At 56.7% G+C, this 26,979-nt stretch carries 24 protein-coding genes; 10 read left to right on the forward strand and 14 right to left on the reverse strand.

Annotated features, from left to right (window positions below; genetic code table 11):
• Positions 1-30: 30 nt before the first annotated feature.
• Genes ACA065_RS26660 through ACA065_RS26670 form a run of 3 tightly spaced genes read right to left on the reverse strand, consistent with a single transcriptional unit; the run spans position 31 to position 2,095 of the window.
• A complete protein-coding gene (locus ACA065_RS26660; protein WP_497692196.1) occupies positions 31-618 on the reverse strand; it encodes an HAD family hydrolase in 588 nt (195 codons plus the stop codon).
• The gene (gene tesB, locus ACA065_RS26665; RefSeq protein ID WP_497692197.1) at positions 615-1,484 is read right to left on the reverse strand and encodes an acyl-CoA thioesterase II; all 870 of its coding nucleotides are present in this window, start codon (positions 1,482-1,484) and stop codon (positions 615-617) included. Before tesB ends, ACA065_RS26660 begins: the two co-directional genes overlap by 4 nt.
• 41 nt (positions 1,485-1,525) lie before the next feature.
• Positions 1,526-2,095, reverse strand: coding sequence for a GNAT family N-acetyltransferase (locus tag ACA065_RS26670; RefSeq protein WP_497692198.1), 570 nt, complete (start codon positions 2,093-2,095; stop codon positions 1,526-1,528).
• Between the two features lie 75 nt (positions 2,096-2,170).
• On the opposite strand from ACA065_RS26670, the gene ACA065_RS26675 reads away from it, so the two are divergent.
• The 3 genes from ACA065_RS26675 to ACA065_RS26685 all read left to right on the forward strand — a co-directional run bounded on the left by ACA065_RS26675 (position 2,171) and on the right by ACA065_RS26685 (position 8,014).
• Positions 2,171-3,091 (forward strand): histone deacetylase family protein, encoded by a 921-nt coding sequence (locus ACA065_RS26675; protein ID WP_497692199.1) that lies wholly within the window; start codon positions 2,171-2,173, stop codon positions 3,089-3,091.
• Between the two features lie 229 nt (positions 3,092-3,320).
• Complete coding sequence (locus tag ACA065_RS26680) at positions 3,321-6,644, forward strand: type III effector HrpK domain-containing protein (RefSeq protein WP_497692200.1); 3,324 nt, start codon at positions 3,321-3,323, stop codon at positions 6,642-6,644.
• Between the two features lie 137 nt (positions 6,645-6,781).
• Positions 6,782-8,014 (forward strand): TIGR03862 family flavoprotein, encoded by a 1,233-nt coding sequence (locus tag ACA065_RS26685; protein ID WP_497692201.1) that lies wholly within the window; start codon positions 6,782-6,784, stop codon positions 8,012-8,014.
• A 402-nt stretch (positions 8,015-8,416) separates the two neighbouring features.
• Here the strand turns inward: ACA065_RS26685 and ACA065_RS26690 are convergent, their stop codons facing one another.
• The 4 genes from ACA065_RS26690 to yedA all read right to left on the reverse strand — a co-directional run bounded on the left by ACA065_RS26690 (position 8,417) and on the right by yedA (position 12,139).
• Positions 8,417-8,926 (reverse strand): hypothetical protein, encoded by a 510-nt coding sequence (locus ACA065_RS26690; RefSeq protein ID WP_497692202.1) that lies wholly within the window; start codon positions 8,924-8,926, stop codon positions 8,417-8,419.
• A gap of 199 nt (positions 8,927-9,125) precedes the next feature.
• Positions 9,126-9,611 (reverse strand): hypothetical protein, encoded by a 486-nt coding sequence (locus ACA065_RS26695; RefSeq protein WP_497692203.1) that lies wholly within the window; start codon positions 9,609-9,611, stop codon positions 9,126-9,128.
• 239 nt (positions 9,612-9,850) lie between these two features.
• Positions 9,851-11,188 (reverse strand): RNA helicase RhlE1, encoded by a 1,338-nt coding sequence (gene rhlE1 / locus ACA065_RS26700; RefSeq protein WP_497692204.1) that lies wholly within the window; start codon positions 11,186-11,188, stop codon positions 9,851-9,853.
• 48 nt (positions 11,189-11,236) lie between these two features.
• Positions 11,237-12,139 carry a drug/metabolite exporter YedA gene (gene yedA / locus ACA065_RS26705; protein ID WP_497692205.1) on the reverse strand — a complete coding sequence of 301 codons (903 nt, stop codon included), beginning with the start codon at positions 12,137-12,139 and terminating at the stop codon, positions 11,237-11,239.
• A gap of 160 nt (positions 12,140-12,299) precedes the next feature.
• Here yedA and ACA065_RS26710 point away from each other — a divergent pair, with 160 nt between their 5' ends.
• Complete coding sequence (locus ACA065_RS26710; RefSeq protein WP_065911111.1) at positions 12,300-12,752, forward strand: Lrp/AsnC family transcriptional regulator; 453 nt, start codon at positions 12,300-12,302, stop codon at positions 12,750-12,752.
• A 115-nt stretch (positions 12,753-12,867) separates the two neighbouring features.
• Here the strand turns inward: ACA065_RS26710 and ACA065_RS26715 are convergent, their stop codons facing one another.
• Together ACA065_RS26715 and ACA065_RS26720 are read right to left on the reverse strand one after the other, a co-directional pair.
• Positions 12,868-13,131: an acyl carrier protein gene (locus tag ACA065_RS26715; RefSeq protein WP_497692206.1), complete on the reverse strand. Its 264-nt coding sequence runs from the start codon at positions 13,129-13,131 to the stop codon at positions 12,868-12,870.
• On the reverse strand, positions 13,121-13,687 hold the full coding sequence (locus tag ACA065_RS26720; RefSeq protein WP_497692207.1) for a hypothetical protein: 567 nt from the start codon (positions 13,685-13,687) through the stop codon (positions 13,121-13,123). Before ACA065_RS26720 ends, ACA065_RS26715 begins: the two co-directional genes overlap by 11 nt.
• A gap of 495 nt (positions 13,688-14,182) precedes the next feature.
• Between ACA065_RS26720 and ACA065_RS26725 the strand changes: the two genes are divergently transcribed.
• A complete protein-coding gene (locus ACA065_RS26725; RefSeq protein ID WP_497692208.1) occupies positions 14,183-14,479 on the forward strand; it encodes a DUF3077 domain-containing protein in 297 nt (98 codons plus the stop codon).
• 132 nt (positions 14,480-14,611) lie between these two features.
• Here ACA065_RS26725 and ACA065_RS26730 read toward each other — a convergent pair whose 3' ends face one another.
• The 3 genes from ACA065_RS26730 to ACA065_RS26740 all read right to left on the reverse strand — a co-directional run bounded on the left by ACA065_RS26730 (position 14,612) and on the right by ACA065_RS26740 (position 16,620).
• Positions 14,612-15,223 (reverse strand): 3'-5' exonuclease, encoded by a 612-nt coding sequence (locus ACA065_RS26730; protein ID WP_106579327.1) that lies wholly within the window; start codon positions 15,221-15,223, stop codon positions 14,612-14,614.
• A 29-nt stretch (positions 15,224-15,252) separates the two neighbouring features.
• A complete protein-coding gene (locus ACA065_RS26735) occupies positions 15,253-15,729 on the reverse strand; it encodes a LabA-like NYN domain-containing protein (RefSeq protein ID WP_017139349.1) in 477 nt (158 codons plus the stop codon).
• Between the two features lie 117 nt (positions 15,730-15,846).
• Positions 15,847-16,620 (reverse strand): DUF2076 domain-containing protein, encoded by a 774-nt coding sequence (locus ACA065_RS26740; protein ID WP_497692209.1) that lies wholly within the window; start codon positions 16,618-16,620, stop codon positions 15,847-15,849.
• Positions 16,621-16,800: 180 nt separating this feature from the next.
• Between ACA065_RS26740 and ACA065_RS26745 the strand changes: the two genes are divergently transcribed.
• Both ACA065_RS26745 and ACA065_RS26750 read left to right on the forward strand, forming a co-directional pair.
• Positions 16,801-17,460: a DUF7847 domain-containing protein gene (locus ACA065_RS26745; RefSeq protein ID WP_497692210.1), complete on the forward strand. Its 660-nt coding sequence runs from the start codon at positions 16,801-16,803 to the stop codon at positions 17,458-17,460.
• A 40-nt stretch (positions 17,461-17,500) separates the two neighbouring features.
• Positions 17,501-18,589, forward strand: coding sequence for an endonuclease/exonuclease/phosphatase family protein (locus ACA065_RS26750; RefSeq protein ID WP_497692211.1), 1,089 nt, complete (start codon positions 17,501-17,503; stop codon positions 18,587-18,589).
• A gap of 373 nt (positions 18,590-18,962) precedes the next feature.
• Here ACA065_RS26750 and ACA065_RS26755 read toward each other — a convergent pair whose 3' ends face one another.
• The gene (locus ACA065_RS26755) at positions 18,963-19,370 is read right to left on the reverse strand and encodes a nucleotide-binding domain-containing protein (RefSeq protein ID WP_497695425.1); all 408 of its coding nucleotides are present in this window, start codon (positions 19,368-19,370) and stop codon (positions 18,963-18,965) included.
• 1,240 nt (positions 19,371-20,610) lie between these two features.
• Here ACA065_RS26755 and ACA065_RS26760 point away from each other — a divergent pair.
• Positions 20,611-21,237, forward strand: a complete 627-nt coding sequence (locus ACA065_RS26760) for a response regulator (protein WP_497692212.1) — start codon at positions 20,611-20,613, stop codon at positions 21,235-21,237.
• Positions 21,238-21,250: 13 nt separating this feature from the next.
• On the opposite strand, the gene ACA065_RS26765 is transcribed toward ACA065_RS26760, so the two are convergent.
• Entirely contained in the window at positions 21,251-21,934 is a 684-nt protein-coding gene (locus ACA065_RS26765; RefSeq protein ID WP_497692213.1) for a response regulator transcription factor, read from the reverse strand.
• A gap of 504 nt (positions 21,935-22,438) precedes the next feature.
• On the opposite strand from ACA065_RS26765, the gene ACA065_RS26770 reads away from it, so the two are divergent.
• Entirely contained in the window at positions 22,439-26,068 is a 3,630-nt protein-coding gene (locus ACA065_RS26770) for a transporter substrate-binding domain-containing protein (protein WP_497692214.1), read from the forward strand.
• A 141-nt stretch (positions 26,069-26,209) separates the two neighbouring features.
• The gene (locus ACA065_RS26775; protein WP_497692215.1) at positions 26,210-26,914 is read left to right on the forward strand and encodes a DUF1120 domain-containing protein; all 705 of its coding nucleotides are present in this window, start codon (positions 26,210-26,212) and stop codon (positions 26,912-26,914) included.
• The last annotated feature ends 65 nt before the right edge of the window (positions 26,915-26,979 follow it).

The raw sequence follows: 26,979 nt of genomic DNA on the forward strand, positions 1-26,979 counted from the left end.
CGCTCCCACCTTTGATCTTCAGTGTCTGGGTTAGATCATCCGGCGCAGGGCCGAGCAATCCTCGGCATGCCAATCCGCCAATTCCGGCCACGGGTTCTCCGGTAAGTTCACCAACACCGTCTTGGTGCCCGCCGCCCGGCCGCAATCCAGGTCAAAGCGGTAATCCCCGACCATCACCATCTCACCGGGTGACACAGCCCACGCCGCCGCCAACTTCAGCAACCCACCTGGATCCGGCTTGGGCGGCGCATCGTCACGGCCCAATACATCTTCGATGGCAAAACAGTCCGCCAGGCCAATCGCCTCCAGGGTGATATGCGCCAACTCCTGCGCATTGCGCGTCAGGATGCCCAGGCGATAACCGCGCCCGGCCAACTCGCGTACCAGCTCCACCGCACCCACCGCGGCAACCGAACCCAGCGCCAGCTCGCGCTCATGCTCCAATAACCAGGCATGCTTGGCCGCCGCCACCTCCGCCGGCAATGCCGCCAGATGGCTGAGGATATCGTCCTCGGGCGGGATCTCCAGGGCCACACGAATCGCTGCAAAATCATGCACGGCCACCGTGAGGGTGCCGTCCATATCAAATACCCAATGCTTAACGTGCGACAGGCTCATGCCCAATCCTTGCGATGGCGAATCAAGCCTTCCTGGGTCACCGACGCCACCAGTTGCCCGGCGCGGTTGTACACGCTGCCGCGCGAGAAACCACGCGAGTTGCCGGCCCATGGGCTGTCCATCGCGTACAGCAACCAGTCATCGGCGCGCAGGTCGGCGTGGAACCACAGCGCGTGGTCGAGGCTGGCAACCTGCATGTCTTTCTGCCAAACGGTCTTGCCATGGGGCAGCAACGAGGTGGTCAGCAGGCCGAAGTCCGAGGCGTAGGCCAGCAGGTATTTATGCAGCGCCGGCGAGTCGGCCAGGGCGCCGTCGGCCCTGAACCACACGTATTTGACCGGGTCGGACGGCTGCGGGTTGTACGGGTCTTTTTCAGTCACCGGGCGCACTTCGATCGGCTTGGGGCACAGCAGTTTTTCGCGCATGTGCTCAGGAATCAGGTGCGCACGCTGCTTGGTCAGCTCCAGCTCTGAGGGCAGGTTCTCGGGGCCCACCACCACAGGCATGGTGGTCTGGTGCTCAAAGCCTTGTTCGTCGTACTGGAACGAGGTGGTGCAGGTGAAAATCGGGTTGCCCTTCTGGATCGCCGTGACACGACGGGTGCTGAAACTGCCGCCATCGCGTACGCGGTCCACCGAGTACACCACCGGCAATGAAGCATCGCCGGGGCGCAGGAAATAACCATGCAGCGAATGCACATGCCGCGCTTCTTCTACGGTCTGGCTGGCAGCCGACAGCGACTGGCCGAGCACCTGGCCACCGAACAGTTGGCGAAAGCCCAGGTCCTGGCTGCGGCCGCGAAAGAGGTTTTCCTCGATCGGCTCCAGGGTCAGCAAGTCCACCAGATCTTCCAATACTTGGCTCATAGAGCAACTCCTACAACAATCGATAGGGCATTCCGGGCTGCTTATCCGTGCAGCGTGTCCAACCATTGGGCGCGGGTGATGCGGTACAAAACATGATGGCGCAGCGGGTCATCGGCTGCGACCTTGGGGTGTTCAAAATCAGCCAGCGGATCGTAATGCATACCGATGGCCTGCATGACTTTTTGTGATGGCAGATTGGTTTCAGTGGTGAACGCGAGGATTTCATCCAATTGCAGCCGGTCGAAACCGCAGCGCAACGCGGTCCAGGCCGCTTCACTGGCGTAACCCAGGCCCCAATGCTCGCGGGCCAGGCGCCAGCCGATTTCTACCGCCGGGGTAAAGTCCGCTTCAAAGCTGACATTCAGTAACCCGGTCAGGCCGATAAATTCACCGGTGTCCTTGCGCTGCAAGGCCCAAAGGCCAAAGCCGTATTCGGCGAAATGCCCGCGAATGCGCCCGATCAGCGCGGCGCTTTCCAGGTGGTTCAGCTTGGCCGGGAAATAACGCATCACCTGCGGGTCGGCGCACATGCGCGCAAATTCCGGCAAGTCGCTGTCGCGCCATTGGCGCAGCACCAAGCGTGCGCTTTCCAATTCCAGTATCGGCTCCATGGGTCCCCTCCCTTGCCATGTGCGTGAGTGTACAGCGCTGGTAAGATCCTTCGCAGGTTCCCGTCAGAAAATCCCATGCCCTTGCCATTGATCTACCACGATGATTACAGCCCAGCGTTCCCGGCGGACCACCGGTTCCCGATGGACAAGTTCCGCCTGTTGCGCGACCACCTGGTGTCTACCGGACTGACCCAAGACAGCCAACTCCTGCGCCCGCCACTGTGCCCGCCAGAGATGCTGGCCCTGGCCCATGAACCTGGGTATATCGAACGCTACATGAGCGGCGAGTTGTCCCGCGAGGACCAGCGGCGCCTCGGCCTGCCGTGGAGCGAAGCCCTGGCGCGGCGAACGGTGCGTGCGGTGGGCGGTTCCATCCTGGCGGCCGAGCAAGCCCTCGAACACGGCCTGGCCTGCCACCTGGCGGGTGGCACCCATCATGCCCACTACGACTACCCGGCGGGCTTTTGCATCTTCAATGACCTGGCGGTGATCAGCCGTTACCTGCTGGCCAGCGGACGGGTCAACCGCGTGCTGATCTTCGACTGCGACGTGCACCAGGGCGACGGCACCGCGCGTATCCTCCACGACACGCCGGACGCCATCACCGTGTCGCTGCACTGCGAAAAGAACTTCCCGGCGCGCAAGGCCCAGAGCGACTGGGACATCCCATTGCCGATGGGCATGGGTGATGCCGACTACCTCAAGGTGGTCGACGACGCCCTCAACTACCTGCTGCCGCTGTACCAACCCGACCTGGTGCTGTACGACGCCGGCGTGGATGTGCACAAGGATGACGCCCTCGGTTACCTCAAGCTGACAGACGAAGGCGTCGCCGCGCGCGATGAAAGCGTAATGCGCCATTGCCTGGGCCGCGACATTCCGGTGATGGGCGTGATCGGCGGCGGCTACAGCAAAGACCGCCCGGCCCTGGCCCGCCGCCACGGCATCCTGCACCACAGTGCGCAACGGGTGTGGACGTCATCAGGTTGTCATTGAACTGTGAGCGTTACCCACAATGCCTGTGGAACGGCCTGTGGATAACTTGAGCGTAAGGGCCTGAAAGCCAGCCGCAGTATGGTGCGGAAGAAACTGTACGTTTTTTGATCAGATATTTGTCCACAGCCGTGAAACGTTGTGGAACTTGGCGTTTGCGGCAGTTTTGCAACAAAACTGCCGCACCCCATCGTCACCCTGAATGCCTCCCCCGCTTTCAGAGTACTTAGCGATGGCAACTTACAAGATCGACAGTAGCGCGACGCCCGGCAATGACGACGCCCTGAAAAAAGTCGCCGCCACCTTCGACGCGGCAATGTCCCGCGCGCTGACCGGCTTCAAGGAAGCCGCGCCTCCCGGCAACTTCAAGGTGCTGGCCGTTACCGACAACACCAGGGACAAGAAGATTGCCGACGTCAAAGCCACCGGTGACCAGGAGGCGATCAAGCGCCTCAACGACCCGAACCTGGCCGACATCAGCAACACCGGCGTGCCCCTGGCCAATATCGCCAGCATCACCAAGGTCTCCGACAACGTCCTGGAACTGAAAACCCGCGACGGCAAGGACATCATCATTATCAAGCAGATGACCCCGTACCTGTTCGACGGCATGGCCGGCAAGGTCGACGCTGTCGACGCGCTGAACAAGAGCAAGGCCGACGGCTACCGCATTGCCCAGGCTGGCGACACCGCGCCGGGGCTGGGCACCTACAAAGCCATCGGCCCGGCTGACGAAGTGGGGCCGGGGATGATTCGCTATGAAACCCTGTCGGGCGACAAGGTGGTCGTCAGTAAGGAAACCAACGTCGACCTGTACGAAAAAGTGAAGTCCGACGGCGAGACCTGGGGCCTGATCAACGACAGCAAGAACGCTGGCTACCGCCTGGCCAGTGCCGATGAGAGCGGCGGCGTAAGCCTGGTGGGCACCCCGGAAGAACTCGGCCATGGGCTGATCCGCTACGAAACCGCCTCCGGCGACAAGATCATTGTGTCCCAGGCTATCAGCCCCGACCTGTACGCCTCGGTGGTCAAGAAGTCCGATGGCATTTTCGGCGTCGGCGGCGCAGTGGACACCAGCTGGATCGACAACTCCAAATACGCCAGTGCCAAGGACTGGGACAAGATCGTCGGCAACACCAGCGGCACGCCGACCCAGGAAGAGCGCGACCTCGACCGCCCACGCGCGGCCTCGAAAATGCTCAGCGACAACTGGGACAAATGGGGCCTGCATGACCGCCCGATCGACTTTTCCAACCCGCCCGCCGACCTGCCGCCCGAAGCCCAGGCCTGCCTCAAGTACCTGGCCGGCAGCCCGAGCCTGATGAACGCCCTCGACAGCGGTGGCCTGGGTAAAAGTGATGGGGTGATTACCCACGCCGATGTGGACAAATTCATCGGCCAATCGAACAAGGATCTGTCGGCCGCTTCGAAGTCCTACAGCACCTTCCTCAGCAAGAACCCCGACGCCACTGGCCTGGCCAAGGAAAACGCCAAGTCCGCCGCCATCGTCATGGCCAATATTTCCCTGGTGAGCAGCGCCGGCCCGGAAATGCAGGGGCCCAACCAGCGCGCCAACAATGGCAGCCTGAACACCGCCAACCTCAAGGCGATCAAGGAGGATTCGGGCCTGAGCCCCGAGCTGACCGGCGCTGCCGGCTACTGGTCCACCCCCGGCATGCTGCGCACCCTCGACATGGCCGGCGACCTGCCCGCCACCGCCAGCGCCGATGGCATCTCCCAGCAGAAAAACATTGGCGCCTGGCTGGAAAACCAGGCGCCCAAGGACGACCACGGCGTGCTGATGATGCTCAGCAACGCCTCGGTGCGCAGCTCGGTGGCCGACGTCGACACCTCCAAGCTGACCAAGGACGTGCTCGAACATCCAGAGAACTACGACGGCAAGACCAAAGCCGCAGTGATGATGGAAATCAGCGACGCCCGCGCGCGCATGGCCGCCAGCGACAAAGTGGGTGACGGCGACTTGTACGCCGGGATCACCGCCGACAACGACTACCACCTCAACCCGACCAAATCCAAAGTCACCGACCAGCTCGACGCCGCCATCGGCAAGCTGGCCAGTGACCCGGACGTGAAGACCTTCCTGTCGCAACACCAGGCCTCGGGCATGCGCGATATCGTCAACAGCGACCCGGCGATCAAGCATGAACTGCAGGCCTACCAGGACGGCCAGATCAACAGCGGCAACGTGATCAACACCGCCCTGGGCACCAAGGGTGCCGATGGCAAACCGTTGTCGATCATCGACGCCCTGAGCCTGGCCGGCACCGACGCCACCCTCACCGACCTGGCCCTGGGCGGCGACGGCCATGTGGACCTAAGCGCGATCGCCGAAAAATCCGGCAAATCCGGGGACATCGAGCAGTACTTCAAGGATCACATTCTCAACGGCAAAGACTTGCAAGACGCCCTCGCCCAGCCAAACGCCGACCCCATGACTGCCATCGGCCAGTACGCCGCCCACGCGGAGTTGCTCAAGGAGTTTCTCGGCGACAAGGTCTCGGCCCAGGACTCCTCGACGGTGCAGCAGTACGTCAACCAGGCGGTGTCCGACACCCTGGTCAACGGCGCCAACGACGACGTGCTCAAAGGTGCGTTCGGCGATGCCAATGGCAATTTCGATGAGGCCAAGACCACGGCCATCATCGAGAAAGCCATGGCCGACGACCCGGACATGTTCAAGGACGCCACTGGCGCGCAGATCAAGCCGCAGGACGTGATCTCGTTGATCCGCTCGATGTGGGACGTGAATCGCCAGGGCCAGAAGATCAGCGACGTGCTGCCCAAGGCAGTGGACGGCCTCAAACTCAACGCCAGCGACGCGTACAAACAGGGCCTGCTGCATATCGGCAGCGCCCTGCTGGCCGGTGGCGTGCTGGCGGCGCGCTCCGCCACGGGCGGCAACAGCCCGGCGGACAACGCCGGTCGCGTGGCGGCGGGCATGCAGTTTGCCGGCCTGATCACCGAGGGCGGCACCAAATACGCCAAGGAAGCCGGTTACGGCATGACCTGGAAACCCACGCCGATCGACCCGACCAAACCCCAGGGCATCGGCGATTTCCCCACCGGCAAAATGGTGCAGAACACCGACGGCCTCAACCGCCTGGGCAACCTGGGCAAGATCGTCGGCGGCAGCGGCAGTTTTATCGGCGGCGTGTTTGGCCTGATCAGCGGGGTCAACAGCGCGTTTGCCGGGGACAAACTCAATGCCGGCTTCTCCCTCACCAGCGGTGCCCTGGGCACTGGCGCAGCGGTGGCGTCGATCATCGAGGGCGGCGCGGGCCTGTTCGGCGTGGCCGATGCAGCGGCGATTGCCGGCACCTTCGCCGGTGTACTCGGCTGGGCCGCAGCGGGCGTGGGCATCGTCACCGCGTTCGTATTCCCGATCATCGAGGTGGTGAAACGGGAAAAACAACAGGACGCGTTTTTCGGCAACCTGGTACCAACCCTGGACAAATACGGCCTCACTGGCGGCCCGATCACTGACGCTGACCGCAAGGATGAATACCCGCCCAACACCAACACCGGCTTTGCCTGACCGAGCCGGGTAACGCTTCTCCCTGTGGCAAGCCCGCTTGTTGTGGCGAGCGGGCTCGCCACAACCACTCTTACAACCACCACAATGGCGCGGCATTGCTTACAATGGGCGCCCTTTGTTTTTGACCAGGCTTGCTGATGTCCGCTACTGCTCCCTCCCACGTTGCCATTATCGGCGGCGGCCCAGCCGGGCTGATGGCTGCTGAAGTCTTGAGCCAGGCAGGCGTGCGGGTGGACCTGTATGACGGGATGCCTTCGGTCGGGCGAAAATTCCTGCTGGCCGGCGTGGGCGGCATGAACATCACCCATTCCGAGGCCTACCCGGCGTTCCTGTCGCGCTATGCCGAGCGTGCGCCGCACCTGGCACCGTTGCTGCGCGCGTTCGGGGCCGAGGCGTTGTGCGAATGGATACACGGTTTGGGCATCGAGACCTTTGTCGGCACTTCCGGCCGCGTATTTCCTACAGACATGAAAGCCGCCCCGCTGCTGCGCGCCTGGCTCAAGCGCCTGCGGGACCAGGGCGTGGTTATCCACACTCGGCATCGTTGGCTGGGCTGGAATGCCGAGGGCGACTTGGTTATCCACAGCCCCGAGGGCGAGAACGTTGTCCACAGCGATGCCGTGTTGTTGGCCCTTGGTGGTGGCAGTTGGTCGCGCCTGGGTTCTGACGGCGCCTGGCTCAAATTGCTGGAGGATAAAGGCGTGCCGTATGTACGTCTGCAACCGAGCAATTGTGGCTTCGAGGTGTCGGCCTGGAGCGAGTTGATGGTCAGCAAATTCGCCGGCGCGCCGTTGAAAAACGTCGCCATCGGCTTGGCGGATGACAAGCCTCGGCTGGGCGAATGCGTGGTCACCGCGACCGGCATTGAGGGCAGTTTGATCTACGCGCTGTCGGCGCCGATTCGTGAAGCGATCAACCGTAACGGCTCGGCCACCGTGCACATCGACCTGTTGCCGAGCAAGCCGCTGGACAAAGTGCAGGCAGCATTGGCCAAACCACGTGGTTCGCGCTCAATGAGCAAGCATTTGCACAGCCAATTGGGTTTGGACGGGGTCAAGGCGGCGCTGCTGCGTGAGCTGGCACCTGCGGAACACTTCAATGATCCGGCGCAATTGGCGGTGGATATCAAGGCGCTGCCGCTGACATTGGTGAAAACTCGGCCGATGGATGAAGCGATCAGCACCGCCGGTGGCGTGCCGTTTGAGGCTCTGGATGAGCGGTTGATGCTCAAACAGTTACCGGGCGTGTTTTGTGCCGGGGAGATGCTGGATTGGGAAGCGCCGACGGGTGGCTACCTTCTGACGGGGTGTTTTGCCAGCGGGCGGGCGGCGGGGCATGGCGTTGTAACGTGGCTGAATAACCTCAGGTAAGCGGCCCTCGCGCTGAAAAAAGAGTGGGGACACTGAGGCAGGAGCGCCCCACACTTGGTTTCACTGCAAGGGTTGTCTCAGGCCGCCACGAAAAAACGGCAAATCTGAGTTCTGTTTCGCGCGTACATCGATAACGACCGTGCGCACCCTCTGATCAACCTCCTGCAAAGCGTTGAGCACATGCTCATCCATCGGAAATCGCTGTATCGCACCCTCCGCAGACAGTGGAGTGGGTGGCTGATAAATGTGCGCTAACGCTTCACGCTCCAAATCATCCAACGCCGTTATGACTACTTGCGACAGACTGTTAAATTCGCCACCTAATCTCGACATGTACACCTGCCACTACAGAAATGTGCTACCCCATGACTGACGCATAAAGAACACGTTCCACCCGCACGATTAATTGGGTGTGAGACCGTATTTATAAACCTTGTAACTCGCCCCAAACGAGTTCTCTAGTTCTTTAACCTTCGGTGCGCCTGGCCCCAATAGCGTTTCCAATTTAGCGATATAGTCAGCCTGTAACTTGAAGGGTTCTTCACCTGCGTCGTAAGCTACGGCAGCTTCTGCCTGGTATTCACGGTGCATTTTTCGATACTCGCTTAACGCAACGCTTCTCAAATCATCATAATTCTTTACATTAGCCTGCTTCTGTTCCGACGACATATCAAAATGACTTTCCATATGCTCAACGTACTTCTTGTATTCCCGGAAAGCGGGATAAAGAGCCCCCGACGCCAAATGCGCTTTCACCTCGGCGAATATCTCATTACCCTTTTTTACTGCATTTTCAAGATTAGCGGCATTCGCCGCCTTATTTTTTCCAGCTTCAATAACGCCTAGACCGGCACCTGTAACTGCAGCCCCACCTGCCAGAATTGCCAAAAACGGTATTAGAAAAACAGCCATACTCACGCTCCACTTAAATTGATATTAAAACCACTCTATGACGCCCGTCGAGCACCGACAGACGAGTATTTGCAAGCGAGGTGCTTTACCGGAGGGCGAATGGCGGTGCGTTTTTTGAGTGGTTGACACTAAGTCAACCCCGTATGGAAACGCACGTGGGTAGTCCATTGGCCAGGAGGCCGCTCCGTGGCGCCTGAGATCAATCGTATAGCGAGATCTTGGGATTTAACCGTTCATAGTGTTCCACTTCCTTGCGTAAGAAAGTATCGTCTTTAGGTAGAACAGCCTTCAACTTTTCTATGTACTGGTGGTGAGCATCAGCGAGCGCCAAAGGATCGTCCTTCAAACTCTGCTCTTTGGCTTTGAAATCACGACTCAGTTCCCTGCCTTTGTCTTGGGCTTTAAAAGTCAAACTTTTAATCATCGAGTTTATCTGATCCTCGTCTTGCTTCGGGAATGACCCACGCTGGCGGCCCACATCCCTATATTCTTTTAGCGCATTGATCGCTTGCGGATACTCATTCCGCGCAGCATGCGCTTTATATTTGTCGAAGGCATGATCCAAACGAGGTGTAAACTGATTCCACGTCTTTTCTTTGTTCTGCGCCTCAACTTTTTCATTGGCTTCTTTTGCCTTCACCAGACCCAACACGGTAAGTACAATCGCAACCGGAACAATAGCCATAAGAACCTCACTGTGCCTATATCGTTAGTTTCTAGCCTACGATATCAGTGGCCAGCGAGAGTTCTGAGTTCCCACTACTTACAGGGCAGATGATGACCAAAAGTTTCGACACAGGGAGAAACACACATATAAATTTATACGACTATCAACCTGTCGTTTCGACACCTTATAGGGCGTCGAGTGAGCGGCATTGCACCGCTCACTTAATTCACCAAGCCTTCGTTAATCAACCAAAAGACTTACTTCTTCTTACGCGGCCCCGTATTAAAAACAGGTACTTTACGCACCGGTTTAATCGACGGTTCCGACGGCGCGACCTCCCCGCTGTCCACCCACTTACCCAAATTGCGCTTACCGCCACCGCCACCCGAAGCCTTGGGCTTCTTCGGTTTCTTCGGCTTCTTCACCACCTGCCCACTGGCATCGGTGTCCGGCACGCGGTGCTCCGGCTCAAAATCCGGCTCCATCTTGCGGGTCAGTGTCTGACGCGTGAGCATCTCGATGGCCGACAGCATGTTCACCTCATCGGCACACACCAGGGAAATCGCCTCGCCGGTGTTACCCGCACGGCCTGTACGGCCGATACGGTGGATGTAGTCCTCAGCCACAATCGGCAGGTCAAAGTTAACCACCAGCGGCAAGTCTTCAATATCCAGACCACGCGCCGCCACGTCGGTGGCTACCAGAATCTGCACGTCACTGGACTTGAAGCGGTCCAGCGCACGTTGGCGGGTGGCTTGTGGCTTGTCGCCATGAATGCCGTCGGCGTTGATGCCCAGGCCCTGCAACTTATCCACCAACGCATCCACGCCGTTACGGGTTTTGGCGAACACCAGCACCTGCTTCCAGCGGCCTTTGCGCATCAGGTGCACAAACAACTCTGCCTTGCGCTTCTTGTCCACCGGCACCACCCATTGCTTCACGGTGTTGGCGGCGACGTTGCGCGGGCTGACTTCCACGGTCAGCGGGTCGTTGAGCATCTGCCCGGCGAGCAGGCGGATTTCATCGGAGAAGGTCGCGGAGAACAGCAGCGTCTGGCGCTTTTTCGGCAGCATGCGGTAGATGTTGGCAAGCTCTTCGGAGAAGCCCAGGTCGAGCATGCGGTCGGCTTCATCCAGCACCAGGGTTTGCAGCTGGTTGAGCTTCAGCGCGTTCTGGCGGAACAGGTCGATCAGGCGGCCAGGCGTGGCGACCAGAATGTCGACACCCTTGCGCAGCTTCATCATCTGCGGGTTGATACTCACGCCGCCGTACACCGCGTACGTCGTCAGCGGCAGGTGCTGGGCGTACTCGGCGACGCTGGCGTGAACCTGCTCGGCCAGCTCGCGGGTCGGGCACAGGATCAACGCACGCGCCGAGTTGGCGGCGACTTTCGGCCCTTCCATGGTCAGCAATTGCAGGAGCGGCAGGGCGAAACCTGCGGTCTTGCCGGTGCCGGTCTGGGCCGCGGCCATCAGGTCGCGACCGGCCAGCACCGCCGGAATGGCTTGCGCCTGCACCGGCGTCGGGGTCTGGTAGCCAAGCGTCTCAAGGGCGCGCAGCAAGGGTTCGATCAGGCCAAGGGTGGCGAAAGTCATGTGTTTACCGTAGGAAAAATTCAGCGCATAGGCGTAATGCGCCGCAGTTTACCTTATTTCCGGCTTGGGCTTGGGCTTGCGCCACTGGGGCAGGCTGATCAACAGCACCGCGCTGATGATCACCAGCATCGCCAAGGCTTCTTCCATACCGATGGTTTCGCCGACGAACACAATGCCCAACAGCACAGCCACCGCAGGGTTCACATAGGCGTAACTGGTCGCTGCCGCTGGGCGCACGTGCTTGAGCAGGTACATGTAGGCATTGAAGGCGATGATCGAGCCAAACACAGCCAGATACGCCAAGGCCAGCCAGCCTTCAATCGGCGGGATGGAATGCAGGCGCTCACCGGTCAGCGCACTGCCCACCAACAGCAAGGCACCGGCGATGATCATCTCGGCCGCACTGGCCATGGCGCCCGCCGGCAACGGTAAGTGCCTGCTCCACACCGAGCCGAAGGCCCAGGAGGCAGCGGCGAACAGCAATAACATGGCACCCGTCGGGCTCGACTGCAGGTTGGAACCCATGTTGAGCATGGCAATGCCGATAATCCCCAGCACCACCCCGGCCCACTCCAGGCGAGTATTGCGCGCGCCCCAGAAGTAGCCGCACAGCAAGGTGAACAACGGCACCGTCGCCACCGCCAACGCGGCAACACCGGAGGCAACCCCCGTGTGCTCGGCCACCGTCACCGCGCCATTACCAAAGGTCAGCAGCAAAATGCCGATCTTGGCCGCGGCCTTCCACTGCACCCACGTCGGCGCAGGCGCCCCGCGCCAGCGCAAATAGCCGTACATCGCCAACCCCGCCACCAGGAATCGAATCCCGCCCAACATCAACGGCGGCCAGTATTCCACGCCGATTCGAATCACCAGGTAGGTAGAACCCCAGATCACATACAGCGCAAAAAAAGCGGCGATCAACGGTAAGGGAAAACGACGTGGGCCAGGCATTGGGTAGCTCTGCGGCAGGAAATTGGAGGCTTATTCTAGAAAGGCAGCACGCTAAACATAAGTTACAAAACCTGTTTAAAGCGCCCATACACTTTTCAAAACATGGTTGTGAAGGCTATAACCCGTGCATTCGAAAGCCACGCATTCACGGAGCCTTATCATGGACAAATACGACCGCATGCTCCTCAGCGCCCTGCTCGAAGACGGCCGCGCTTCCTACGCGCAACTGGCCCGCACCGTAAACCTCTCCGCCCCCGCCGTGGCCGAACGCGTGGCCAAGCTGGAAGCCAGTGGTGTGATCACCGGGTATCAGGCCAAGGTGGACCTGTCCAAAATCGGCCTGCCGATTCAATGCACGATTGAACTGCGCTTGACCAACAACGGCAGCCAGAAGGTTTACGACGCCCTCGCGGAAATCCCCGAGCTGACCGAATGCCACCGGGTAACGGGCGACCCGTGCGTGATCATGCAGGCGGCGGTGGGCTCGATGCCGGAGCTGGAGAACCTGATCAATCGGGTGGCTAAGTTCGGGTTCAGCAAGACATCGATTATTTTATCCAGCGCGATAGAGCGGCGAGTGCCGTTGGGGCAGTTGGAAGGGAAAGCCACCTGACACCGATCATTCCCACGCTCTGCGTGGGAATGCAGCCAAGGACGCTCTGCGTCCGCTCTTGAGGTCGTGACGCGGAGCGTCACAGGATGCGTTACCACGCGGAGCGTGGGAACGATCAAACAAGACTTGAGCGCTGAGCAACCAAATCGACAATCTGCTTGATGGTCGTGATGTGATCCCAGTCTTCCTGAGTCGCCTGCAGGTTGAATTGCCACTTAACCTGCATGACAAAGCAGGTCAGATCGTCATCAATGATCTTGAAGTCATGGATGAAATCCGTTTGCTCCGTCACCTCGCTTCGGTCGATAAAGCCAATGATATCGATGAACAGTTGAATCACTTTTTCAGTGATCTCGGCTCGGGTAAGGCTACCTTCCATTTCTTGCCTCATAGGCACATTTGCCAATACTGATTAAGTCAAAAACAGCCAGTCCCGCAGCGACGAAGGGAATACCCCGCCCAATAATGCCAAATACGCGGACGGTGCCAAACGTTGCTTTTGCCACCCTAGCCACTGTCGGTTGCCTGATCAGTGTACGAGGGAAAAAGCGCATTCCAATAAGGCTCGCCAGGTTCGTCGTTTTGCTGGAGCCGACGTGGACCCAAGTCCCCACGGCAATTTTGCTGATGGGTATGCCCGCCGCGCCAGTGAGAACCGTTACCGTCGTCAAGCCGTAGTGTTGCTTTGTGCAGCTCCAGAGCTCGTCAATCGTAGTGCTCGGCACCGAGGTGTCAGCTTGAGCGGGCCTGAGTAACTGGTAACTGGCGCCGTGGGTCCAGCCCGGCGAATGAGGCACAACCATGACTGCCGGGCAGCTTGTCATCGTGTTTCCCAAATGAAACGCCATGCTGGAAGTTGATCCGAGGTCTACGCCATTGCGCTGGAGTTCAGACTGGCTTCGCATGATTGCTGTATGGAGGTCGCTTTCCTGCATGACGTCGTCCTTTTACGTAAATGACAGGCGCAATGTTAGGTCGCCGCGAAGGGCAATAGATGGGTGAAGAAATAAAACAGAAAGGTCCGACGGTGCATTAGCTGATCGACCTACTGACCACTCAGAAAGAGCGTAAAAGGCCCCATAAAAAACTGATGTTTCAGTGGCCAGCAAGACCGATCCCTTTCATTTGCGGGACGTTTCCTAGAGAATTCCGAAGCCTTGCGCCAGTCAGATCAGGTAGCTAGTCTCGCCTCGTCATCGAACAATCGATGACCGGACGTGCAAGTCCGACTCGCGAAGGTGCACAAGCGTCCTACATCTAAATGCCCAGTTTTTATTGACTGGCTTTTTTCTGTTATGGCGGCTGTGCGCTGGAGACCCTCGGGTCTGCCGGGTTTCCTTTGCCCCGGTCTTGCACACCTGCGTACAGCTGCCACCCTCATTCGCGTGCAAGCGAACGGTGACGGCCTCTTACTTCAGAGGAATTACACCATGGTCAAAGTCACCCCCGATCCACCCGACTTCCTAAGCGAAGACGCCCTGCTCAACCGCCGAGCCATCGACTACTACCTCAAAGCCTGCGCCCCGGATGCGCCCAATTTTGTGCTGAATGACAACCTGAGCTTCGAAGACGCCCTGGCCCATGCGGCGGATTTGCTGCATTGCGCGGTGGAGACGGCGCACTCGTCGGCTGAGGCGATGAATGCGCAGCAGCGGGCGGTGATGCATTTGGTGGGGATGGCGAAGGAGGTGGTGAATCGGGCGTTGGCGTGTGTGCAGCCTCGATAGCCAACCGCCGATCGTTCCCACGCTCTGCGTGGGAATGCAGCCAAGGACGCTCTGCGTCCGCTCTTGAGGTCGTGACGCGGAGCGTCACAGGAGGCGTTTCCACGCAGAGCGTGGGAACGATCATCGCAAGTGTTAGAACCCGCGATGCTTCTTCAAATGCTCATTGATCTTCGCTGCCGGCACTTTCTGCAAAGTGCACAGCAGGTCGTGGGACAGTTCGCGCAACCCATGCGTACCGCGCAGTTGCTCGGCCAGATGCGCTGTGAGGTTGGCCGCCATCTCCGCATCCGCCATCGCCCGGTGAGCCTTGCCGGTGTGGGGCAGTTGGGCGAACGAATTCAACGTGCCGAGCTTGTGGTTGGGCGCCGAAGGCATCAGCCGGCGCGCCAATAGCAGCGAGCAGGCGAATTTTTGCAGGCGGGTGCGGCGGATCAGGCCCAGTTCGAAGTCCCAGAACTTCTGGTCGAACGCGGCGTTGTGCGCCAGCAGTGGCGTGGTGCCGACGAATTCATTCACTTCGTTCATCACCCGCTCAGCCGGTGGCGCGCTGCGCAGCATGGCGTTGCTGATGCCGGTGAGTTGCTCGATGAAGCCCGGCACGCGCACGCCGGCATTCATCAGGCTCTGGTAGCGGTCCACGATCTGGCCGCGCTCAAGGATGACCACCGCGATTTCCGTGGCCCGGCAGTGGCTGCTGGGGGTGATGCCGGTGGTTTCAAAGTCGATGACCGCTATACGTTCCAAACCTGTTCCAACTCCGTCTAACCATTGACTTATTTGAGCAGCAACGCGCCTTCGATCGGCACGTAGCGGCTGGCGGCGCGTATCAGTGAGTTGGCCGTCAGCCCCGGCACGCCGTAGGCAACGGCCTCGACGCCATGCTTTTGGATGATGCGTTCGAGCAGCATGTCGAAATCGCCGTCGCCGGAGGCCAGCACCACTTCGTCGACGTGGTCGGCGGCGTCCATGATGTCGAGGGTGATGCCCACGTCCCAGTCGCCCTTGGCCGAGCCGTCGGCGCGCTGGATGTACGGCTTGAGTTTTACCGTAAAGCCCAGGTTGCGCAGGATCTGCTGGAACTGCTGCTGTTTGCTGTCGCCACGGTCGATGGCATAGGCATAGGCCTCGACGATCTGCCCGCGCGAACTGATGTCAGCCCACAGCGCTGCATAGTTGAAGTGGCAGCCGTAGGCTTGGCGCACGGTGTAGTAGAGGTTTTGTACATCGGCGAACACCGCAATTTTCTTCACCGCACTTCCTCATGACAGCCAGGCGCCAACGCCCGGAAAGGCGCCAGTATGCCAGCCATGGGAAAGTTTCAGCGAAAAATCAGCCCGGGGCGACGAAGCGCCCCGGTTAAGTGCGGGTCAGACGAAGGAGTCGTCGTCGCCAAAGGAGGAGGAATCGTCGGAATAGTCGTTGTCGGCGAAGCTGTCCGAGGCGTTGTCGCTGCCCCAGCTGTCATTGCCGGCAAATTTCTGGTCGTCATTGCCCCAGTTGCCGTTGTCACTGGCCGGCGCCGGCTCTTCGCGGATGATCTCTTCCACGACCTGCGGCTGTTGCGAGTTGTGGTTGAACAGGCTGCTGATACCTTGGGCCAGCATCACACCACCGGCCACGCCAGCAGCGGTTTTCAGCGCGCCACCGAGGAAACCGCCACCCATCGGAGCGGCTGGCGCTTGCTGTGGCTGTTGATAGTTCTGCTGCGGCGCGCCGAAGTTTTGCTGGGGCGCAGGCTGGCCAAACTGAGGCCGCGCCGGTTCACGCCAGCCACCGCCCGACGAAGACGCCGGAGCGCTTTGTGCGGGCTGCGCGTCGCGAGAACTGCCGCCGCCAAAGATGCTCGACAGGAAACCACCGCTGCTCGGCGCAGGTTGTGCGGCCTGAGACTTGGTTTGCTGCAACTCATCCTGCAACTGCTGGATCTGCTGCGCCTGTTGCTTGTTTTGCGCGTCGAGGCTCTTGATCGCGTGTTCTTGCACCAGGATCGACTGGGTCATGTAATACCCGGCGGCCGGCTGGCGCGTCATGTGCTCCTTGATCCGCGCTTCGGCCAGGGCGTCGCGGGGGGCTGAGTCCGTTTCGGCTTGTTGCAACCGTGAAAACAGTCCATCGATCAGGGTTTGCTCTTCGCTGTTCATGGCGACCTCGTTAGATTGCCGGTAGAAATCATGGGCCTGCCTGTCATCAAGCAAGCTACGCCTCAGTTATGGGGCTCTTGGCCGACGTTTCAATGGTCTTTACGCAAGGTTTACGTTTGCTTACGCCCGGCAATGATCGGTTAAAGTGTTGGCCTTGCTTTTAGGCCTGTGATGAACCTGATGAATCCGTTAGACGTATTGCGCGACTCCTTCCGTTTCACCCAATGCAACCTGGGCGCCATCGTCCAGCTGTGCCTGCCGTTGGTGATTCTCGAAGCCTTCCTGCAACAGGTACTCGACCGCACGCTGGGCCCGAATGCATTCCCCGGCTCGCCCATGGTGGCGGGGTTGTTGGTGTACCCGCTGTACACCGGCGCCTTGATCCTGTTTCTTGATGCGCGCACCCGTGGCGAGTCGCCGCGCACTAAAGATGTGTGGGCGCTGGCGCTGACCCTGTGGCCACGGTTCGCCCTGCTGACGGCCATCTGCACGCTGCTGCTCGTGTTTGCGTTTTCGTTGTATTACCTGCCGGGCCTGTGTCTGATGGTCATCCTGGCGTTTGCTGAGTACCTGTTGGTGCTGCGCGGCATGTCGGCGCTGGAGGCGATGAAAGAAAGTGTGCGCCTGACACGAGGGCACTTCTGGCAAATTCTGGTGTGCCTGCTGTGCGTAATGACGCCGCTATTGCTGCTCAAGGGGGCCAGCGAGGTGGCGTACCCTGATCCCGCGCCGTTGCTGGGCCTGCTGATCGACAGCGCCCAAAGCTTCCTGCAACTGTTTACCAGCGTGGTGTTGTTCCGTTTATTCATGCTGATCGGTGGCGATGCCGACGCGCGGTGATATGCTCCGTGCCACTTCTGAAACGCTATAAGCCGAGCCGATGACCCGTTTATTGCGCATCACCCTGTTGAGCCTGTTGATCATCGCGGGCCTGCTCACCGCCTTGATCTACAGCCTGAGCTGGCGCCCCGCCGACAAAGAAACTCTGCCCGTGAGCTGCGTGGCGCCGCGTGCACCGACTTTGCTGCCGGGGCAGGCACTCAAGGTGATGACCTGGAACGTGCAATACCTGGCCGGCAAGAACTACGTGTTCTGGTACGACACCGCCGACGGCAGCGGCCCGGACGACCGCCCCACCGTGGAAGACATGGCCTCCAGCCTTGACGAAGTGGCGCGGGTGATTCGCGACGAACAACCCGACATCCTGCTGCTGCAGGAACTCGACGAAAACGCCAAGTCATCGCACTACCAGGACCAGATCGCACTGCTGCAAGAGCGCCTGGTCGATCTCTACCCGTGCAGCGCTCAGGCCTTCGACTGGAAAGCCGACTTTGTGCCCAACCTGCATATCTTCGGCAGCGTCGGCCGCAAGCTCGTGACCCTCAGCCGCTACCAGATCGAACACGCCGAACGCCTGCAACTGCCGGTATCCCCGACCAACGTCATCAGCCGCCAGTTCCAACCTAAACCCGCGTTATTGCTGACCTACCTGCCGCTGAGCGATGGCGGCCAACTGGCCGTGCTCAATACCCGCCTGGATGGCGACAGGCCAGGGCGTTCGGCGGTGCAAGAACAGGCGAAAGCCACGGTGAAGCTGCTGGATAAGTTCGAAGGCCGTGGCACGCCCTGGCTGATCGGCGGGGATTTCAACTTGCTGCCTCTGGGGCAATTCCTGCGTTTGGATGCGGAAAAGCGCGGCCAGTATTCACCGGACAGTGAGCTGCATCTGCTGTGGGACAAATACCCGATGATCCCGAGTAACAGCGAGTCCAGTGGGATTGACCGTGAGAAATGGCTGACGCACTTTCCGAATGACCCGAGTGTGGAGGGTCCGGATCGTACGCTGGATTATCTGTTCTACAGCCCACGCATCAAGCGGGTGGAGGCTAAAGTGCGGCAGGCGGATACGTTGCGCATCTCCAACCACCTGCCAGTAATTGCGCGCTTCCTGCTGCCGGCCGCGCAATAACCCACACCACAAAACTCAAGGTGTGTGGGCCAGCTCCCACAGTTGATCTGCATCGAGGCTACTTGCGCGGTTTGATCCGGGCCGTCGCTTCCGCCACCAACGGATCATCCGGCCAGTAATGTCCCGCATCGTAATTCAGTTCTAGACATTGATACGAATGCCCCCTCGAAAATCATGGCATGAGGCTTTAAGCAGGTTGACACCTCTTGACTGTCAATCCCTGCGCACATGCTTGACACAAATTTTCCTGCCGCAACCACAGATTGACAGCCCTAGACGAAACACCGCCTAAAAACGCCTTCGAAGATTGACACCTGCCTCGATCAGTGCGCGGTGACTTCCCTAGACGCTCAATCGCGGACGAACTCATGGCTCAGCGCTGAATCTCCACCACGAATTGGCCGCTACGGGCAGCGCAGTAGTCGCCCTTCACGATAAAGCACTCGATGGTGTGAGTGCCCGCATAACCTGCCTGCTCCTCCTTCCATAGGCTTTCCATTTCGGTTGTGGAACTCTCAAAGCTGCCTCGAAGATCTTTCGAGTTTGCAGCCTCACGCCCAGTGTTTACCACCTGCCAATACACAGTGAATGGAGGTGTCACGTCTGTCGATGCAATGAACTCGAGAGTAGAACCTTTACGAATAGGCCGCCCGCTGGACACGAGCAGGGTACGGAACCCATTCAAGGATGACCGAGCTAAGATCGTAACCTTTCCATCAAGGATTTTCGGCCACGTGGTCGGTTTTCGGTGTGGCGCATCAGCAATGCCTTTGGGTCGGATTTTTGCGCTTGGCTATCGACCTAACAACTGCGGATTGGCTCCTGGTATGTGCTGCGCGCTCAACCAAAGTGCGACCCATGCGAGGAGCAAGAATATCCATAACCGCGTCCATGTCGCTCAGTTGCACAGCCTGGGAGAAATCCGACCTTGCCATCTCTAGCCAATCATAAATCCTTGCTTTAGTTCCGGTTCGTGCTCCCAACTGTCGGCAAAGTTTTCACGAGGATTAGATGGGTTCTCAATCCAGCACACGCCATCCTTTTCTCGAATGTACTTATCCATTGAGCTGAGGATGGATAACAGTGCTCCACTGACTGAACCTCCCTGGTTGTAAGCCTGGGCAGCAAGAGTGCTGATGATAGAGGACGGTCGACCATCCTCTACTTCTGAGAAGCACATGTCGCGATGGCGCTTCAGCAGTTGAATGGCGGCCGGTAAAGGCGTTTTAACTCATTAAAAATAGTCAGAAGCCGTTTATCTACCGAGCGTCGCCCTATTTGTTTATTCCTACCGAAGGAAAAGACACTTACTCTACTTGATACATACATTTTAGCATTGGGTAATTGGAGTTATAAAAACAGCGCATGAAAGCTCTGTTGGCACGTAACTCCAATTAGCAAAATTTGAGACAGTTCTTAGATCGCCATCACAACAGTCAGTGTATTTTTGCAGGCACTACAAATTATTGAGCACCGCCGTCATGACGCACTCAAATTTCGCTACCCGCCCAATGAGATTGTTAATCGCCGACCATGATTCTACACGACGTGTCTCTGTCGAAAAAATACTGGCTATATTAGGCTACTTCAGGGTTTGCCCTACAAAATCCTTCGATGAGCTAACCGCCCTCACACATTTCAGCCCAGACTTATATGATCGCTTCGACCTATTAATTATTAACGCAGAATTAATTTCAGCGGCAGGGCTAGACACGGTGGACTTCTGTGTAAATAACGCGTGTCTACGGCACGTACTCATCTATGACTCGAAGGCGGCGCCTGACACGCCTAAAACTTTATCTAAACGGCCCAACCATCAGGTGCGACTGATTGAAACCATTAGCTACGACGCACTGGTGGACTTTCTAAAATTAATAGATAAAAACCACCATTTTTAAAAATCAAATTTCACTCCCATCGCATGACTTAAAGCCCACGCAAGCTTAAGGCCCGTACGCGAGAAAACGGCAACGCCACTTACCCACCCAAACAACCTTTACAATGACGAATGGAATACAAAAATGAACAATCGGATTCTTATAGTGGATGACCATCCCGTCATTCGCATGGCCATTCAATTAACCTTGGCCAGCGAGGGATATAACGTAATAGGGGAAGCGGACAATGGCGCTGACGCGCTTGAATTGATTAAGAAGTTTTGCCCTTCAACACTGATTCTAGATATTGGGATTCCCGTCATCGACGGACTAACGGTTATCAGAACAATCGCGCAAAAAAAACTACCCGTAAAAATTGTCGTATTAACCGGCCTGCCATCAAGGCATTTAGCATGGCGGTGCCGAAAAATGGGGGCTCATGCTTTCCTCAGCAAACAAACTCAGTACTCTAAATTGGTTGACGCTGTCCGGACCGTCCAGAACAACAAACAATACTACCCTGACATCCCTTGCCCTGAGGAACGTCCAGAGTGCACCACGCATGAACATGAACAACTACAGCGCTTATCGGCCTGCGAATTTCGAGTCATGCAGCAACTACTGCAAGGCGTGAAAAACAAAGATATTGCGAGCGCAATGCTATTGAGCCCTAAGACCACAAGCAATTACAAAACAAGAATATATCAAAAGCTTCAAATCGATAACTTAATAGACTTGCACTCAATAGCGAAACGAAACGATTTAATTTGACTCACCCCAAAAGCTACAAACCTTTCAATTGAGACTGCATCTTAAAAAGCTCCGTATCACTGCGAATTCCTAACTTTCTGAACGCCGCTTGTTTTTGCCCACTGATCGTTTTGTTGCTACGTGAAAATTTTATAGCTACTTGGGAAACCGACAAACCGTCTAGGCAGCAACGCAACACCTCGCGCTCTCTGGGAGACAGCTCCGAACAACGTGCCAGCGCCTCATCCCCGTTAAAGATAGTATCGTCCTCTGCCAATTTCGGCGGACTATGCAGCGCCTCAGCCACTGCCGGCGCCAAGTACATTCGGTCAGAAGCGACCATACGAATGGCTTTCAAAAGCTCTTCGGTTTCTTGTGATTTGCCCACAAAGCCATTTGCCCCCGCTCGAATGCAGATGTTGACCGTTGCAGCCCTTTCCGCCGACGAAAAAATCACAATTCGCAAATCGGGATGACGCGTACGGAGCGTTTGTATCAAACGAAGGCCATCGATCTCCCCCTCACTCAATTGATAATCGAGTACCAGCAAATCTGCCGATTGGGCGCGTAAACCCTCAAATAAATCGCGGCTGGTGGTGTAAACGCCAGCTCCCTTAAAGTCTGCCTCCAGCGACAGGCGAACCTTCAGCGCCTCACGAATCATTGCATGATCATCTAGGAGGGCGACTCGCAACGGTGACATTACAGACCACTTCATGATGGAACTCCTATTAGCAGCAGGGTGGGAAATATCCCGCATCACAAAAAAACAGCTCCACGTTACCCGAACTTTTTCCCCAAAAAAATCCCCGGTTCATGGCGTTCTTCTTAACTATAATCCGCTTCGCCTTACCAATGCTTGCGCATCAAGTAAGCGATCCGTTTTTTGAGACATATCTCATTGTCATGCGCTGGCGCTGGTCATAATTGCCATATAGCCTTCGGACTCATACAACGATCAAAAGAACGACTGGATTTCTTAACAATCTCCAGAACGGATCACTCTTTGTCATTGACGGCGCCTGACATCGGCTAAGCCGATAGAACTAGTGCTACGACCGCTGCGTCCGGGCAGCACGCTGCACGCACTCTATTTGTGATGACTACGGCTTAGAACTCATTCTCCCGTCAGCGGTTACCCGATATAAACTGATCGGTGATGCTTGCCCCCGTGCCGATTGCTCAGGGCCACACCTCCAGCGCTTCAAAGAACTAGAAGATCATGAAAATACTACCTATACGTCGCTGGCCTATCGCCCTGTCCCTGTTGGGGTTGCTTGTCACCCCCTCGCTCGCCTTTTCCGCCTCAGAAGTAAAACTCCTGGTGCGTACTCCGATAACAGCTCCCAACATCGCCTTTGACGCCAAAACGAAAGCATGGCTCGATAGCAAGCCGCAGATCCGCGTCGCATTTTGGGGTGGCGCTCAACCTCCTTTACATATTGGATTCGAACCCGACACCTTCGAAGGGGTCACGGCCGACGTTCTGGCACTACTGCAGCAGATGTTGGGAGTCCCCATACAAATGCGACGGTTTGCCAACAGAGCAGATGCGCAGCAGGCAATGGCAAGAGGCCAGGTTGACGTATTGGCGCTAAACGACGTTACGGCGCCTGAAAGCCCCTTCTTCAAGCCCAGCGTGCCCTATCTCCTGAATCGCAAAGTGACTATTCGTCGCATTAACGGCCCCGTCACACCGGGTAAAGATCTCCATGAACAACGCTTAGCTTATATCGCCACCACTGACGCGCACGTCAAGCGTATTCAAGACCAATTTCCCCACAGCAAACTCGTGCGGTATGTCAACCATCTGAATGCGCTCACCGGCCTTGCGTATGATCAAGTCGATGCCTTTCTCACCAACGCAGTCACCGCAGAGTTTTTATTATCGAGCTTCACATCCAGTAATTTCTACATCGCTGATGATAAATCAGGCCCACGCGTGGCAGACATCAACTTTGATGTCAGTACGCAACAACCACAATTATTAGAGGCGATCAATCACTCACTGATGGCCATCCCGGTCGCGGACATGCTACGCATCACAGCAAATTGGGGGCTCAGTAATAACTTCATCGTTGCTCGTAAATCACTGGTTTTGACCGATGAGCAAAGAAGGTGGATAGCCGAAAATCAAAAACTCAAGGTTGTAGTAACAGGTTCCTACTCGCCACTGACATTTTTCGATGACCGGAATCGCTTCAACGGACTCAGCGCTGATATGCTGAAGTTAATTACACGATTGACCGGCTTGGAATTCGAGGTGGTTCGTAGCGATAGCATCAGTGATATGGTCGTTAAACTACAAGATCGGAAAGTAGATTTAATCGCATCGCTTAGCATCAGTGACTTTCGACTTGAGCGTAATCAGTACACTCGGCCTTACCTGATCACTCCTTTTGTGGTGGTTACTCGGCGCGCCCAAGCAGACATCAAAAGTTTAAGCGAGCTGAATGGACTACACCTGGCCATACCTTGGGGGAACCCACTGAGTCAAATGGTTCAGGACGAACTCCCTGGAATCACTGCAGTAAAAGTACATAACGCCACCGAAGGCCTTGAAATGCTGGCCGCCGGGAAGGTAGATGGCGCTGTTCATACCTTGTTTGGCGCCGAATACTTTATCAACCACCATTTTCAATCTGACCTGCAAATTGCTTCAGTCATTGGGGCTCGACCAGCCAAAGTAGCCATGGCTGTGGGGCCAGACAAGCAAATTCTGAAGGACATAATTAATACCGCTCTGCTTGAAATTACCCCCGAAGAATATCGGGCAATGGTTGATCGCTGGGATGGAAAAAAGCTTCCGGCAGTGGCCAGCGCCTGGAACAACTATAAAGATGTCGTTTATATTGTCATTGCAGGTTCAATCTTATTTGGCTTGGCGTTCCTGATTTGGAACCATTATTTAAAAATTAACATACAGAAACGCCAAAAAGCTGAACGAGAACTTGAAGACCAGTTGCAATTTACCCGCACACTGGTGGAGGGGGCGCCGGTGGTACTTTATGTTCGAGATAGCCTAGGGCGCCTTCTTCAGTGCAATCAGGCTTATTTGGATTTTTTTGACAGGTCTCGTGAACAAATTATCGGTACAACCCTGATAGAAAGTCAGACATTTAGCGCAGACTTTAATGTGCAATACCATAACCTATACCTTGAAACATTGAAAAGTGGCCAGCCGGTGTTTACCGACATCGATGTTGAGGTCAATGGAAACAGGCACCGTGTTTATCATTGGACGTTACCCTTCCATAATTCCAACAGCCAATACATTGGTATTATTGGTGGCTGGCTCGACATTACAGAACGTGAGCATTTGATCGAGAAGTTAAACCTTGCAACGGATGCAGCGATAAGCGCAAACCGCTCGAAATCAGCATTCCTGGCGAGTATGAGTCATGAAATCCGCACGCCGGTCAGCGCCCTGGTTGGTTTGATAGAGCTGATGCGTTTAGAGGGGGTTAATTCCAACCAGATAGAGGAGAACCTGGAAGTCGCGCATCAGTCCGCGCAGTCTCTGCTTTCATTGATCGGAGATATCCTCGACCTGTCCAAAATTGAGGCCGGTGAAATGGCGCCCTCACCACAACCGACGGATCTGAACGAAATGGGTCGGTCGATATTTCGCCTATTCGAAACCAATGCGCGCAAGAAAAATCTCGACTATCGACTGGTCATGGAGGTTCAGAACCACGGCATTATGATTGATGGTCTGATGCTCAATCAGGTAGTGGCTAATCTCTTGAGCAACGCAATCAAATTCACGGAGCAAGGCAGTGTCCAGCTATTGTTGCGCGAGCTTCCGAGTGAATTAGCTCCGGGCCGTGCAAGGTTTGCCATTCAGATAAGTGATACCGGAAAAGGCTTGAGTGAGTCGCAGCGACAGGAGATTTTTGAGCCCTTCGTACAAGCTGAACCGCAGGCGCATCGAGCGACAGGCACAGGCCTGGGGCTGAGTATCTGTGCCAGCTTGGCAAAACTATTGGAAGCACAACTAACCGTCGATAGCCAAATGGGACTGGGTTCGCGGTTTACCTTGGTGTTCGAAGCAGATTTGGTGGCGCTCACCGAGCCCCCTACTGCCCCTGAAGCCGAATCTCAATCGACCCATAAATTGAGAATTCTAGTGGTGGAAGACCATGCAGCGAACCGACTTCTACTCTGTAGGCAGCTGGAGTATCTGGGACATGAAGCTTTACCGTGTGAAGATGGTGAAACAGCTCTTGCCCAGTGGGTGAACGCAGAGCCACCATTCGATTTAACGATCACCGATTGCAACATGCTTCGTATGGATGGTTATGAGCTGAGCAGATCGATACGTGACGTAGAACAACAGAGGGCGCTGAGTCCGCATCCTATTTTCGGCCTGACTGCCAGCGCCCAGGCAGAAATCATCGACCGATGCCTTGCGGCAGGCATGACCCGATGTCTGTTCAAGCCAATCAGTATAGAAACACTGACTGTGTTGATTGTTGAAGTGGAGCAAAGCACCAAGCGGCGCGCGCAGGCCGCGACCAACAGCGGGAGCGAGCTTGATAAAATCCGGCTTCTGAGCCCTGAATCCTACGGCCCACTGGTAAATGAGTTGGTGCGCACTCATCGCGAAGAGGGGCAGGAGCTGGAGCGTTTAGCGAGCCTCGACGATATAGCTGGATTGGTCAGAGTCGCTCATAAAATTCGTGGTGGAGCACAATTGGCTGGCGATGATGCGTTGGCGCAAGCATGTCGTGTTATTGAGCAGATTGCCTGTGAAGTAGGCGCCCCGGAATATGACGGCCACGTCGAACATGTATTGGTTTGCCTCCAGGCTCTTGAGGAACGATTGCTGCAAGATCTTGGCACCTCCTAATGGCCTCACAGCAAGGCGTGGGGACGTCTCCGGAACCCAGGCGATTTAACATGAATGTTGAAAGCTTTGAGACGAATCTCATATCCGGATTAATGACTTTTAAATAGCCTATAAGTCCACTTACTTTGGTGCACTTACCTTATGAAACGCACGACAAAAAATATTGCTCTGGCCCTCGGCATAACCGCACTCGCGACAGCATCCTTGCCAACAATGGCAAATACTGTTGATCTGCGCGTTAGTGGTACTATTACGCCGACCGCATGCCTAGTTAACTTAGGGGGTGGCGGCATCATTGACTATGGCGTTATCAAGCCTGACGCATTGTCATCGACCGACTATACCGTCCTTCCAGTAATGTCTCTCCCAATTAGTATCACTTGCGACGCGCCTGTGAAGGCGGCTTTGCGAACCAAGAGTGATCGACCTAATACTGCGGCGGGAGCAGTATATGAAGGTCCTTCGGGTGCTGCTATCCCCCCTACCACCGTGCTATTGTTCAGTACCGCCAGGGTTCCTGTAGCAGGTCTGGGGTTAGATGGTACTAACAGAATTGGGGGCTACGGCGCTCGGTTTACTAATCCCTCAGCAGACTCGGTCACTGTAGCTAATATTCATAGAAATGGCGCTCACAACCCTTGGGTCGCAAGCAGCGGATTTATGTTTCAGCAAGATTCTTTCCGAGAAATATCGTGGGCTACTACTGGCGGTACAGCGCCTGCAGATTTCACCGTTATCTCAGGTGATCTTGAAGTTCAGGCTTACCTAAACAAGACCAGCGAGCTGGACATGACCAAACCAATCGCTCTGGACGGTTCGTCCGTCATCGAACTGGTTTATTTGTAATTCTCCTTGCCTCTTGGTCGGGCCGCCAGGCCCGACTACTTGATCGTCCGTTATCTTCAACCTCT

The sequence above is a fragment of the Pseudomonas sp. LBUM1640 genome, from assembly GCF_059716225.1.